The 12,867-nt window shown below is 44.8% G+C and carries 12 protein-coding genes; 9 read left to right on the forward strand and 3 right to left on the reverse strand.

Going from position 1 to position 12,867, the window contains the following annotated elements:
* The first annotated feature begins 105 nt into the window (after positions 1-105).
* The 8 genes from FFM78_RS00670 to FFM78_RS00710 all read left to right on the forward strand — a co-directional run bounded on the left by FFM78_RS00670 (position 106) and on the right by FFM78_RS00710 (position 10,604).
* Positions 106-2,061, forward strand: a complete 1,956-nt coding sequence (locus FFM78_RS00670; RefSeq protein ID WP_137636509.1) for a beta-glucoside-specific PTS transporter subunit IIABC — start codon at positions 106-108, stop codon at positions 2,059-2,061.
* 25 nt (positions 2,062-2,086) lie between these two features.
* Positions 2,087-3,553: a glycoside hydrolase family 1 protein gene (locus FFM78_RS00675; protein WP_137636510.1), complete on the forward strand. Its 1,467-nt coding sequence runs from the start codon at positions 2,087-2,089 to the stop codon at positions 3,551-3,553.
* A 245-nt stretch (positions 3,554-3,798) separates the two neighbouring features.
* Positions 3,799-4,632 (forward strand): YbhB/YbcL family Raf kinase inhibitor-like protein, encoded by an 834-nt coding sequence (locus tag FFM78_RS00680; protein ID WP_137636511.1) that lies wholly within the window; start codon positions 3,799-3,801, stop codon positions 4,630-4,632.
* A 76-nt stretch (positions 4,633-4,708) separates the two neighbouring features.
* Complete coding sequence (locus FFM78_RS00685) at positions 4,709-5,443, forward strand: TerC family protein (protein ID WP_137636512.1); 735 nt, start codon at positions 4,709-4,711, stop codon at positions 5,441-5,443.
* A 329-nt stretch (positions 5,444-5,772) separates the two neighbouring features.
* Positions 5,773-7,113: a helix-turn-helix domain-containing protein gene (locus tag FFM78_RS00690; RefSeq protein WP_137636513.1), complete on the forward strand. Its 1,341-nt coding sequence runs from the start codon at positions 5,773-5,775 to the stop codon at positions 7,111-7,113.
* A gap of 764 nt (positions 7,114-7,877) precedes the next feature.
* Positions 7,878-9,263, forward strand: a complete 1,386-nt coding sequence (locus FFM78_RS00700) for an Nramp family divalent metal transporter (RefSeq protein WP_137636515.1) — start codon at positions 7,878-7,880, stop codon at positions 9,261-9,263.
* A gap of 227 nt (positions 9,264-9,490) precedes the next feature.
* Positions 9,491-9,970, forward strand: a complete 480-nt coding sequence (locus tag FFM78_RS00705; RefSeq protein WP_137636516.1) for a universal stress protein — start codon at positions 9,491-9,493, stop codon at positions 9,968-9,970.
* A gap of 7 nt (positions 9,971-9,977) precedes the next feature.
* A complete protein-coding gene (locus FFM78_RS00710) occupies positions 9,978-10,604 on the forward strand; it encodes a stage II sporulation protein M (RefSeq protein WP_137636517.1) in 627 nt (208 codons plus the stop codon).
* A gap of 130 nt (positions 10,605-10,734) precedes the next feature.
* Here FFM78_RS00710 and FFM78_RS00715 read toward each other — a convergent pair whose 3' ends face one another.
* Genes FFM78_RS00715 through FFM78_RS00725 form a run of 3 tightly spaced genes read right to left on the reverse strand, consistent with a single transcriptional unit; the run spans position 10,735 to position 11,999 of the window.
* The gene (locus FFM78_RS00715) at positions 10,735-11,076 is read right to left on the reverse strand and encodes an iron chaperone (RefSeq protein ID WP_137636518.1); all 342 of its coding nucleotides are present in this window, start codon (positions 11,074-11,076) and stop codon (positions 10,735-10,737) included.
* A 28-nt stretch (positions 11,077-11,104) separates the two neighbouring features.
* The gene (locus FFM78_RS00720) at positions 11,105-11,641 is read right to left on the reverse strand and encodes a hypothetical protein (protein ID WP_137636519.1); all 537 of its coding nucleotides are present in this window, start codon (positions 11,639-11,641) and stop codon (positions 11,105-11,107) included.
* Complete coding sequence (locus FFM78_RS00725; protein ID WP_137636520.1) at positions 11,628-11,999, reverse strand: DUF4430 domain-containing protein; 372 nt, start codon at positions 11,997-11,999, stop codon at positions 11,628-11,630. The genes FFM78_RS00720 and FFM78_RS00725 overlap by 14 nt, the downstream gene beginning before the upstream one ends.
* A 105-nt stretch (positions 12,000-12,104) precedes the next feature.
* Between FFM78_RS00725 and FFM78_RS00730 the strand changes: the two genes are divergently transcribed.
* A complete protein-coding gene (locus FFM78_RS00730; RefSeq protein ID WP_137636521.1) occupies positions 12,105-12,827 on the forward strand; it encodes a TatD family hydrolase in 723 nt (240 codons plus the stop codon).
* Positions 12,828-12,867: the final 40 nt, after the last annotated feature.

Here is a 12,867-nt window from a genome sequence, read left to right on the forward strand (position 1 = left end):
CCCAAATATCTAAGTTGTGTGGCCAAGTGCCAGCAGCGTGATATTTGGGTTTTCTTTTTCTCATTTGTTCGTTGCAACATAATTCAAGAATAGGGAGGAAGTAAAATGGCTTATGAAGAATTAAGTAAAGCAATTATTGCCGGTGTTGGTGGCAGGGATAATATTAGCAGTGTTGTTAACTGCACAACACGGCTACGCTTTAAGCTGAAGAATGAACAAAAAGCCAGCGATGATGTGTTGAAAAATACTGCTGGCGTGCTGACTGTGGTGAAGTCCGGTGGGCAATATCAAGTCGTGATCGGTAATCATGTTGCCGATGTTTACGCAACATTAGTTAAAATGGCTGGGTTGGATAATCAGGTTGAAGCTCCTGAGGACCAGCGTGAGATGAGTTTGCTGGATCGCTTCATTGACTTGATCTCAGGTATTTTTGCCCCGATCTTAGGGCCTTTATGCGCTGCAGGGATGATCAAAGGTTTTGTTGCGATGGCCCTTTCTTTTGGTTGGCTCACAGCCGAATCGGGTACTTATAAGATTTTATACGCAATTGGTGATGGCTTTTTCTACTTTTTACCGATTATTTTAGGTATTGCGGCAGCCAAAAAATTTAAGGTGGATACCTTTATTGGTGTTGCGATCGGGGCTGCCTTATGTTATCCCGAGATCGTTGCTTTGACCAGTAGTGATTCTGTTTTGTACACGTTATTTAGCGGTACCTTCTTTGAAGCTCCAATCCACGTAACCTTCCTGGGCATTCCGGTTATTATGATGAATTACACGTCGTCAGTGATTCCGATTATTTTAGCAGTTTGGTTTGCGGCGAAGGTGCAAACGTGGGCTAAACGGATCATTCCGGATGTGGTCAAAACCTTTTTAGTCCCGTTTACCATTTTACTGATCACGATTCCAGCAACCTTCTTGGTGATCGGCCCGATCGCTACTTGGCTCAGCGATGCCGTTTCAGCGGCTTGTGTAGCTCTGTATAGCTTTAGCCCGGTTATTGCCGGCCTGATCGTCGGTGCGACTTGGCAACTATTAGTGATGTTCGGTCTTCACTGGGGCTTAGTTGCCGTTGCGATCGCCAACGTTGGCTCGCAAGGGTTCGATACGATCCTTATTCTGTCGTTGGCGGCGTCATTTGCTCAAATTGGGGTCGTCTTAGCCATGATTTTCCAAACGAAAGATCCTAAAACACGTAGCCTTGGTATTCCAGCCTTTATTTCCGGTATTTTCGGAGTTACCGAGCCAGCGATCTACGGACTAACTTTACCACGTAAACGGCCATTCATTCTCAGTTGTATCGCGGCCGCAATTGGTGGTGGTTTGATCGGTTTAGCTGGTACCCGCTTGTGGTTGATGGCCGGTATGGGGATCTTCTCGATTCCTGGCGCTATTGGTGAAAATGGTGTTGATGGAACGGTTTATGGCTTGATAGCAGCCATGGCAGTGGCGATGGTTCTAGGTCTAGGGTTGCAGTTGTTATTTGGTCGTAAAAGCGTGGATAATGCTGAAACGGTTACCGTCGCACCAGTCAATGACGGAGCTGTTCTGGCAGCAGTTACCACACAAGCACCGGCGGCAGTCGTTGACCCAGAAGTTACGTATCATCCGGCAACTAAATTAAACAGTCCGTTAAGCGGAACGATCCTGCCACTGAAAGAATTGACGGATGAAGCGTTTGCCTCTGGTGCATTAGGCCAAGGTGTGGCGGTTGATCCCAGTGATGGGTTAGTGGTGGCGCCAGCTGCAGGAACCATCGGCTTAGTTTTCCCAACGGGGCACGCGATCGGCTTGAATACAGTGGACGATGTTGAATTATTGATCCACATTGGCATGGATACAGTTCAGTTGGATGGTCAATATTTTGAAACCTTAGTCAAACGAGGTGAACAAGTTGCGGCCGGTCAGCCACTGGTGAAATTTGATATTGCTGCGATCCGGGCGGCTGGCTACGAGGTGATCACGCCGATCATTGTGACCAACGCTAAGTACTATCACGAAGTTAAAGTCGTCGCCGCCGGTCAGATCACGCGGGACCAACCATTGCTTGAATTAAATTAAACATCAGAAAAGGAAGGTAAAGCTTATGTATCATAAAAATATACCCACTGGTTTCCCCAAGGGATTTTTATGGGGTGGCGCAACCGCAGCCAATCAGGTTGAAGGGGCCTGGAACATTGATGGTAAAGGGCTGACCACTGCCGAAGTCGTTCAAAAGGCAACTGATCGACAAGATCCAATGGCGATGAATGCGGTGACTGCAGTTACCCTTAGAAAAGCAATGGTCGATAAAACCGATACGCTTTACCCAAAACGACGCGGAATTGATTTTTATCATCGTTACCGCGAAGATATCAAGCTATTCGCAGAAATGGGATTTAAGGCTTTCCGGCTGTCCATTGCGTGGGCACGAATCTTTCCGAACGGTGATGACGCGCAGCCCAATGAAGCAGGTCTGAAATTTTACGATGACGTTTTTGCGGAATGCCATAAGTACGGTATCGAGCCGGTAGTCACCCTTTCTCATTTTGAAATGCCGTTGGCGCTGACCCTAAAGCATAATGGTTGGGCGAGCCGTGCCACCATTGCGGCCTTTACACGCTACACTAAGGTCGTGTTTGAACGTTATCGTGGGATCGTCAAGTATTGGCTGACCTTTAATGAGATCAATGCCAGTACTTGGGGCTTTGTTGGTACCGGTGCCCTTGATCAAGAATTGGACGAAACGGCTAAATTACAATTACATTATCAAGCCGTGCACCATCAATTTGTGGCTAGTGCGATTGCGGTTCAGCAGTGTCACGCGCTAGACCCGGCGGCGAAGATCGGCTGCATGTTGGCACGGATCCAAACTTACCCGCACACCCCGAATCCAACCGATGTGCGGGCGGCACAATTAGAAGATGAACTGAATCTATTCTTTACTGATGTGCAAGTGCGTGGTGAATATCCGGGGTATATGAATCGGTACTTTGCTGAGCATGGGGTCACACTCGAAATGGCCGCGGATGATGAAGCTGTGATCAAAGCAGGAACCGTAGATTATTTAAGTTTTAGTTACTATATGACAACGGTCACTTCTGCCGCAGACGCGACGGTCAAAACCAGTGGAAATATGACTTTTGGCGGGAAGAATCCTTATCTGGAAACCAGCGCTTGGGGTTGGCAGATCGACCCCCTTGGTCTGCGAATCGCGTTAAATGTCTTCTGGGATCGTTATCGGCTACCATTGTTCGTTGTTGAAAATGGCCTAGGCGCATTGGATGAAGTCACTGCTGACGGCAAAATTCATGATCAATACCGGATCGATTATATGCGGCAACATATCATTCAAATGCGGGAAGCAATCAAAGACGGCGTTGAGTTAATGGGCTATACCATGTGGGGACCCATTGATTTGATCAGTGCCGGTACTTCAGAAATGTCTAAACGCTACGGCTTCATTTACGTTGATCAAGATGATGCTGGTGGAGGATCACTGCAGCGTTTGCGTAAAGATTCATTTTACTGGTACCAGCAGGTGATTGCGTCAAATGGTACAGTGTTGGCCTAACCGGAAAGTTAGTGACCACACGTTAAAGGCGGCTACCACCTTATTTTGTACCAAGCTAAACCGGCAACTAGAAAACTGCGCCGCACAATGTGGTAGCAGTTTTTTAGTTGCTAGCGCCCGAACGCACTGACATTTGCAACAAAAAGCTTAAATTCCTAACTAGCGCTAGGCAAGCCCGAATACTATCGCTTATAATGAAGGCAGATCTTTTTAACCAGAATTAAATTAAGAATAGGATGACTAAAATGGCTGAAGCAATTGAAGCCCGCCTGCGGAGCTACTATCAATGGAATTTACCAGTTAAAATCGTGATCGATGATCTAGAAATCTCGGCAACTGGCATCATGTCGAATGCACAAATTTATGTTCCTTTAAAAACGGTGTTCAAAGAAATTAAACAGCCGTTGCGGATGCAAGGCTTTAATGGTAGTGGCACTTACAAAGGTAATTTATTTGATTTTACTGTTGGGGCACAAACGTTGCGTTTAAACGGCCTACCTTATCACTTGGACGCCGCGCCATTCGGGACTAATCAGGAAATTTATGTGACCACTTTCTTTGTTGCCGTGGTGACCCAGCACATTTATGAATGGTTTGATGATAATCGGATGTTGGTGTTTGAAGGCCTAGAAAACGAAACGTTTCAGATCGCTGCGCGGGAGTTTGCCCCGTTCAATGTTTTGCCACCGCAATTTATGGGTGCGGATATTGGTGGACAGGCGCAACTGCCCACACTAGAATGGGCCGGCGTGCCAGCGGGAACCAAGTCGATGGCGCTATTTCTCACTGATGAGCACCCATTGGCGGCTGGTTACAGTTATTGGACGGTGCTGCCACTGGCACCGACGATCAAGCGGATCGCCAGTGACGCGCCCCAGCAACAACAGACCATGCACCGTTTTCAAGGAATCGCACCGGTTCAAAATACCGGCTATCATGAATATTTATTCCGGATCTTTGCCTTGGATACGGAACGGCCAATTTATACTGGTCAGTTGAATACCGCCAACGAAGCGCGGGCTGCCTTTGATAAGCATTTATTGGATGTGGCGGTTTATCCAGTCTTCGCCAAACTATAACCTGACTTCCACTTTGTTTTCTGAAAAAATATGCTACACTATTATTCAGAATAGAAATCAGAAACGAGGGCACTAAATGTTAGACTGGGTAGTTAAGCTTTACGGGCCGTTTTTTGATGTGCACGCTTGGGAGAACATCGTAAGTTCAGGTGCTGATTGGGCCGTGATCTTTTCCTTGATTTTGATCGAGTGCTTATTGTCAGTGGATAATGCGGTGGTCTTAGCTGCCCAGACGCAAAGCTTACCAACACTGCGGCAAAAGGAAAAAGCATTGATCTATGGCCTTTGGGGCTCGTACGTAATGCGCTTTTTGATGATCGGGTTAGGGACTTTTTTGATCAAAGTCTGGTGGGTCAAAGTTGTTGGTGCCATCTACCTGATGTATTTGTCGGTTCACTTCTTTTATCAGCGGCGCGGCGGCCAAAATAAGCAGAGTAGTGGCGCCAGTCAATTATGGCTGGCTGTGATCCAGATCGTTTTTATGGATGCTATCTTTTCTGTTGATTCGGTGTTAGCGGCCTTGGCAGTTTCCAGTCAGCCGATCATCGTGTTGATCGGCGGATTGATCGGTATTTTAGTCATGCGGGGTGTGGCCCAGCTTATTTTACGGGTGATGCAGCGAATTCCTGAGCTGGAACCGATGGCCTATTGTTTGATCGCCATTATTGCCGTTAAGTTATTTATTGCGATTCCGCAAATTAATATTGAGATCCCCGCTAGTTGGTTTGTCGCTATTTTACTGACGGCGATCGGGGTGACCTTGATCATTCATTATTGGCGCGTAAAAAAAACTTCAGTAGATAAAAAATAGGGTAAACCACTAGAGACCGCATTTGTCTGCGGCTTTAGTGGTTTTTTATATACATATTTTGCATAAAACAGAGCAAGCTACTTATCATTGCGGCCGATTTATGAGAAAATAAAACGGCTGCCAATAATGTAGCAATATTAAGGGTTAATTTTTTATTGAATTTAGTAGATTATTTAGTTAGCACAAGAATTAAACCACTAGACCGCAAAAATAATGTATAATTAATGATATATGGTTATCATTCTTATTTTTAATTGCTAATAGATTGAACGACCGTTAAAAGCGGCGGCTAGGAGCGGGGTCAACAGTGAAGGAGTGATTATTGACGAATGCTGGATAACGTATTTTTAACACCACAAAAGCAGCGTGAACTGAAGGTATTTCGTGCCACTAACATTGCCGGCGATTTAAACTTAGCCGCTTTGGCAGAACAAGATGGCATGAGTTATGTCGAATTTTATCGCACTTTTCGCTCGTTGCCTGACGAGCTAACAGCGGATGCCTTACCAGATCAGCGCTACTCGATGAGTGCCAGTGGGTACCGCCAATTATTGATCAAGCAATCGGTGGCGTATCAAATTATTTATGCAACTTATCAAGTTGAGATCACTTCCTTGGCGCAAGTCTTGACGAAGTTGAAGATCAGTCAGTCAACACTGCAACGGCGGCTAAAAAATCTCAAAGCGTTTTTAAGTCAGCGCGCTATTCGTTTAGATTTAAGTCATATGCGTTTGCGTGGTGATGAACGGCAGATCCGCGTCTTTTATTGGTATCTATTTTCTGACGTTGCCGAAGATATGGTCGATTTGGCGCCTAAGATCGCTGAATGGATGCCAGCGGCGACCCATTATTTCAACTTGCCGACGACGGCACAAACGCCGCGGCAGGCGATGCAGTTAGGGTATATTCAGGTAACATTAGGGCGAATTTTGTCGGGAATTACAGTAAGTAAATTAGGCTATGTTCAACTAATGGAGATCAGTGATTCTGCTGAATTAAATAAGTTAGCGGTGGCGATGCAACTATCAACGCTTGAGTTACGCCGGGAATTGACTTGGCTTAATGAGATTTTATATCATTCGCCTTATTTTTGGCCGCCGGCGCAGATCGCTAATTGGCATACAATTGAAGGACTTAGTGAACGTTTGATTGCGGATCTGAACCTTACTTCATCGACTCATTATTTTAATGGGCTCGTGAATTATTTAAATGCGTGCATTAGCTATGTCATTACAACTGATCTGCCAGTAGTGATTTGGTCCTTAATGAATCCGCCAACTAGTCAACAAACGGTGGAAATCAAGCAGGCTATTCGCTTGAGTTTACCGTTGTTACCAGAACGGCAGGTGCAATTGTTAACGGCTAATCTGGCTTTGATCTTAGCCCCATTTGTTGAGGTCCAAGAACTGACGATTTGCCTATGGTTATCGGTTGATCCGTCGATCCATAATCGTTTGATCAATTGTCTAAAGGCATTTAGCCCGTATACGCTGAAGATCATCGACGGTATCACTTATCCGGCCGATCTGATCATCACCAGTCAACCGCTACTAGTTACTGATTTACATGATACCCCTAACTATCAGTGGGAAAACGGTAAATCGATCACCAAGAACCTGCGTGATCTTCTGGAATTATTTTATGGTATCGTCCAAGTTAATGGTGGTTAAAAAGAGCCTCAATCCTGACGTCAACGGATTGAAGCTCTTTTTTTACTAGCGATTCCAATAAATATAGAAGATCAGGAGTAAAGAGATAATGAAAAGCCAGCTCACCGGGTTGACTAGCCAAGATCCATAGATATTAAAAACGTTTCTTAATGACCGATCCTGACGAGGTAAACGTAACGCCTGCCAGATGAAGCCAATGAAGCCAAGTAAACCAAGGATAACGGCAAAAATTGCTAGATTATGCATAGGCAAGCTCCTTTATTATAAATGAACCGCTACAAGTGGCGGTTTAAGATTAAAAACCCTTGGGGCCACTCTTTAGCGTACTGGAAAGACCATGAAAAAGAAAGCTATTTAATTGCTTTTATAGTTGATATTTAAAAAGTTAACCATACCTAAACTTTTTATTTACTTTATCTGATTTTAGTGTAGAATACAGAGTGGGTCAAGGGCCAAAACTATCTATTCAATTAATTATGTGCTAAATTTGGAGGTGGCTAAGTAACTAAACCATTCAGGCTGATCAGGAAAAGCAATTCTGAAAAATACATTTATTTTTCATGAAAGAGCCACTGATCAGGCATCAAAATTTAATCTCCGTTTGACATCCACCGGTAAAGCGGTACACTGTAACTCGGAATTAACTCAGCTATCCAGTAGCGTGTTTGTGATAGAACGTTAGTCGCTAAACAAGATCAGCGCCTTTTATCACAAGCGTCACTACTGTATACAATTGAAAATTAAACTGGAAGAGAGGGCTTGAAATGAGTCAACAACCAACGAAGAAATCGCCGCGGGAGAAGAAACATTTCTTGTATACCACTGATAGTGATAACAAGAGTTTGGATGAAGTCAACGGTAGTGTCGAAGTACCGGAAAATGCCGGTTACTGGCGAACCTTGCTCGCATTTACTGGACCAGGGACACTGGTGGCGGTAGGGTATATGGATCCTGGTAACTGGATCACATCAATTGCCGGTGGTGCGCAGTATAAGTACACGTTACTGACGGTCGTTTTGATCTCTAGTTTGATCGCCATGCTGTTACAGGCAATGGCTGCCCGGTTAGGGATCGTTACCGGTAAGGATCTAGCACAGCTGACCCGAGAACGGACTAGCAAAGGGATGGGAATCTTTTTGTGGATCATCACTGAATTGGCGATCATGGCCACCGATATGGCCGAGATCATTGGTTCTGGGATCGCGTTGAAGTTACTGTTTGGGTTTCCTTTGATCGTCGGGATCATTATTACTGCTTTTGACGTTTTACTACTATTATTATTGATGAAGTTGGGTTTCCGCAAAATCGAGGCTATCGTGGCCGGTTTAGTGGCAATTATTTTGATCGTTTTCACCTATGAAGTTATTTTAGCGCGGCCGGATATTCCCCAGATCTTTGCTGGTTATGTACCGACTAGTGCGATCATGACTAATAAAGGTATGCTGTATTTGTCATTAGGGATCGTCGGCGCTACAGTGATGCCCCATAATTTATACCTTGGTTCTTCAATTTCACAAACACGGAAGTACGATCGCCATGATAAGAAAAGTTTAGCTCAAGCGATTCGTTTTACCGTCGCTGATTCTAATATTCAATTAACATTAGCTTTTGTGGTCAATAGCTTACTGTTGATCTTAGGCGCCGCTTTATTCTTTGGGACTAACAGTGAATTGGGTCGGTTCGTCGACCTGTTCAATGCTTTAAATGATAAAAAGATTGTTGGCGCGATCGCGAGTCCATTACTAAGTAGCTTATTTGCAATCGCACTGCTATCTTCTGGACAAAGCTCAACGATCACTGGAACCTTATCCGGACAGATCATTATGGAAGGCTTTATTCATTTGAAGATGCCGTTATGGGCACAGCGTTTGCTGACACGGTTATTGTCCGTATTGCCGGTGCTGGCATTTGCAATTTACTATCATGGGAATGAAGCACGAATTGAAAACCTACTGACTTTCTCGCAGGTATTTTTGAGTATTGCCTTACCTTTTGCCATTATTCCGCTGGTGATTTTCACTAGTAATAAAGATTTAATGGGTGATAATGCGAACCATACTTGGGTCAAATATATTGCGTGGGTCATTGCGATCATCTTGATCATTTTGAACATTTATCTAATCTTACAAACCGTAGGCGTTATGGCCTAGTAAAAAAGCATTCCCAATTGGGGATGCTTTTTTGGTTGGTCGTAAATGCTGGCCGCAGAACGTTCTAAAAATCAATTCTGCTGGCCCATTAAAGTTAGGATCAAAGGCGGAAGTGGCTTGGCAAATCACGCGGCGCTTGATTTACATTTGTTAAGCGGCATAAAACATTATTTTGGACTATAATAGAAGTGGAAACATCAGTATAGAAACTGAGGAGGATGATCGTTATGCTACAAGAATATCGGAATATTTTGGTGCCAGTGGATGGTTCCACAGAAGCTGAATTGGCCTTGGCTAAAGCCGTTGAGGTCGCTAAACGTAATGATGCGCATTTGGATGTATTAGACGTATTAGCAACGCAACAATTTGAAGTCAGCTATTCTAGCTTTGTTGATGGCGACGTCATCTATAAAATGTCGGAAGATGTTAAGGTTTATCTGAATAAATTAGTGGCCCAAATCGCAAAGGAAACGGGCTTTAACAATCTGGATATCCATATTCGCTTTGGTAATCCGAAAACCGTGATCGCCCGTGATTTTCCCCAAGAGCACAAGAATGACCTGATCATGATCGGGGCGACAGGTTTAAATGCGGTGGAACGGATGCTGATCGGTTCAGTAGCTGCTTACGTTAATCGCAGTGCCGTGACTGATGTGTTGGTGGTCAAAACTGATCGCAATAATCAACTCCCTAAAACTGATAAGTAGGTGACCCATGGATAACACAACCGCGCTGAAGCAATGGCGCCGGCGACAAATACGGGACAACTTCGTGGCTGCCTGGGTGGTCCTAATCCTTGTAGCGGCCTTAGTTTATGGGCTGTTAGTTTGGTTTAAACCAGATATCACACCCTTAAAACAGGCGTTACGTGCTTCCTTAAGTGGCATCAAAAGTAATTCCACTTGGCAAACCTTTCTGCAGATTGCTTGGCACAATGAGCGGGCGGTTGGGGTCGTTTTCTTGCTAGCGCTGATTCCGGTGCCATTACTTTACTGGTTGAACCTTGTTGGTACAGCGGCCAGTATCGGTTTAGTGCTGTATATTAGCGGTCATCAGACCAATACTGGGTTGTTGATTCTCACCGGATTATTGCCCCACGGGATCTTTGAAATTTCTTGTTTTGCACTGGCGCTGGCACTAGCCAGTCAGCTTAATTATTATATGCGTAGCCGTACCAAAAATTGGCGGGCGCGCCGCTATGATTGGATCGGCCAATTGTCGTGGCGATCATTTGTCGGTCCGTTGGTGCGTCAATATTTGCTCATCATCATACCGGGCTTAATCTTGGCAGCGGTGATCGAAGGTTTTGTAACGCCGTGGTTGCTAACTTTAGTGCGTTAAAAAAAGATGGATCAACGTCCATCTTTTTTAGCGTCATACAAAAGCGCAGGTGAGCTGACGCGTTGTTGTTATTGTGCGGGAAAACGAATAACGCGCCACGCCGTGGAACGCTTAATACAGCGCTAATAAATCAGCCAGTAACTTGTTGAATGCGGTACGCCACGATCTGTTTGATCAGTTTCACCGGTAACGGTTGATCGTAGGGCAACTGGATCGCACCTTTACTGGTGGGATAGTCAGTGAGCTGTGCCGCAAAAGCGGTGATCGGTGCCGGTGTTGGGTAGAAACCTAAGTGCTTTTTAGCCGGGGCAAAATAAACCAGCACTTGCCCGTTTTGTTTAAAGGCCGGCATATTGTAGGCGATGGTCTCGGTTGCTTGTGGCGCCGCGGTGTGTAATAATTCACGCATGATCTGGGCTACTTCCTGCTGCATTGGGGCTAACGTGGCGATGTACGCATCAATTGTTTGCATGAGCGACCTCATTTCTGATCGGTCTATTTCAGGATAGGCCTTTATCTAAGTGTAATTGCAGTAAAAGCTTATTTAGCGGTGGAATCAAAATAAAGTAGAGCATTAAGTTACCGCCGGCATGTAAGGTATCAAAAGATAAACCGGCAAGATAATAAGCGACAAATTGGGGCCAGCCACCAAATAATGGGTATTGGCCGATGCTGACGCAAAAGCCATATAAGTAACCGGCAAATAAACTAAATAGCGCCTGTAACCAAAGTCGGTGGCGTAAATAGGACCAATGGCTCACCAACCAAGCACAACCCACCACCATTAAGTAGGCAAAAAGCTGCGGTAAAGTCCAGATCCCAAAACCAAGTAATACATTGGAAATTAAAATTGACAAAATGGCAATGTAACTGCCAGTCACGAAACCGTAAGTTAAGGTCATGAAAATAATAATATCAGTGACCGGTTGTACATTAGGAATAAATTGAAATAAATAGCGCCCGACAACGCATAAAGCAGTGATCAGCGCCACTAACGCAATATAGCGTGTCGTGTAGCGCGGTTTATTTCTCGGCATTTAAGGTAAAATTAACGTGGTCGTTATTTTTTAGGTAAGTTTTGCTGGCGCCTTTAGTTGCATCCTTACCGTTGATTTTATACAGCCAATATTTTTGTGTTTTAGCGTTTTGTTTGTGACCGTTGATTGCAGTGATGAAACCTTTATTTTGTTTGATCGTATAGTGTTTTTGTAGTACCTTCATCAACGTGGTCTTGCTGGTCGTCGTCACCTTTTTTTGACTGATTTTTTTGTGATCGACGGTTAAGGTGATCCGCGCCTTGACAGTCTTTGTTTTTGCGGCTGCTGGCTGCACGCCAGCACCGAGTACACCTAGGCCTAACGTAAAAATTGTGGTTATTTTAACTAATTTTTGCAAAGTTGATCCCTCCAATAATAATAGTATACCGTGAAATTGACTGCTGGTGGTCAAAAAATTGCGACGCACCATAACAGAATTAGATTGAAGAAATGAGGGAGAGTTATGCAATTAATTGATGCGCATACCCACGCAGAAGAACAAAGTTACGTTCGTTTATTGAAACGCGAAAAGATTTATGCGACGATCAATTGTGCAACACCAACTGAATTTACCCGTAATCAGGCTTGGGTCGGTCGTAGTCAGCGCCTGCGCCTTAGTGCCGGCATTCATCCCTGGCAAGTTGATCAAGTGACTTGGGCCGCCATGGCACCAATTTTGACCCAAGTGCCGATCATTGGGGAAATAGGGTTAGATAATGTGTGGACCAAAAATGATCTGCAGTTACAACAACAGATTTTCACTAAGCAGCTGGCCTATGCTGAACAAGTCCACAAGCCGGTGATCATCCACACCAAGGGGATGGAGCGAGAAACACTGCGAATTTTGAAAACGTATTTTAATACGTATCTGCTGCACTGGTATTCTAGCACTGAATATATCGAGGACTATTTGGATCTAGGCTGTTATTTCAGCATTGGACCGTCATTTGCCAGTGAGGCCAGTGTTCATTATCTGCTGAGCGCCGTGCCGTTGGATAAGGTATTGCTGGAATCGGATGGCATGGCTAGTATTGCTTGGGCGCTGAATCAAGAGCTGCCGCTAAGCGCTTATCCGCAAATCTTGAACTCCGGTGTGCAGGCTTTATCACAAGTGCACCATATTGCACCGGCGGCCGTGGCCACCCAGTTGGTCGCGAATCTACAACATTTTTGGGCCGGCGCATAATCGTTGTGGTGTTCCAAGTTAAACGCTAAAATAAATCTAA

Origin of the sequence: Loigolactobacillus binensis, from assembly GCF_005405165.1 — a bacterium.
Taxonomy (GTDB): domain Bacteria; phylum Bacillota; class Bacilli; order Lactobacillales; family Lactobacillaceae; genus Loigolactobacillus; species Loigolactobacillus binensis.

Excerpts from the sequence above, each read along its gene's own strand:
- FFM78_RS00715 (WP_137636518.1), bottom strand. The coding sequence starts at position 11,076 with ATGCAAACAATTGATGCGTACATCGCCACGTTAGCCCCAATGCAGCAG.
- FFM78_RS00680 (WP_137636511.1), top strand. The coding sequence starts at position 3,799 with ATGGCTGAAGCAATTGAAGCCCGCCTGCGGAGCTACTATCAATGGAAT.
- FFM78_RS00675 (WP_137636510.1), top strand. The coding sequence starts at position 2,087 with ATGTATCATAAAAATATACCCACTGGTTTCCCCAAGGGATTTTTATGG.
- FFM78_RS00730 (WP_137636521.1), top strand. The coding sequence starts at position 12,105 with ATGCAATTAATTGATGCGCATACCCACGCAGAAGAACAAAGTTACGTT.
- FFM78_RS00705 (WP_137636516.1), top strand. The coding sequence starts at position 9,491 with ATGCTACAAGAATATCGGAATATTTTGGTGCCAGTGGATGGTTCCACA.
- FFM78_RS00720 (WP_137636519.1), bottom strand. The coding sequence starts at position 11,641 with ATGCCGAGAAATAAACCGCGCTACACGACACGCTATATTGCGTTAGTG.
- FFM78_RS00700 (WP_137636515.1), top strand. The coding sequence starts at position 7,878 with ATGAGTCAACAACCAACGAAGAAATCGCCGCGGGAGAAGAAACATTTC.
- FFM78_RS00670 (WP_137636509.1), top strand. The coding sequence starts at position 106 with ATGGCTTATGAAGAATTAAGTAAAGCAATTATTGCCGGTGTTGGTGGC.
- FFM78_RS00685 (WP_137636512.1), top strand. The coding sequence starts at position 4,709 with ATGTTAGACTGGGTAGTTAAGCTTTACGGGCCGTTTTTTGATGTGCAC.
- FFM78_RS00710 (WP_137636517.1), top strand. The coding sequence starts at position 9,978 with ATGGATAACACAACCGCGCTGAAGCAATGGCGCCGGCGACAAATACGG.
- FFM78_RS00690 (WP_137636513.1), top strand. The coding sequence starts at position 5,773 with ATGCTGGATAACGTATTTTTAACACCACAAAAGCAGCGTGAACTGAAG.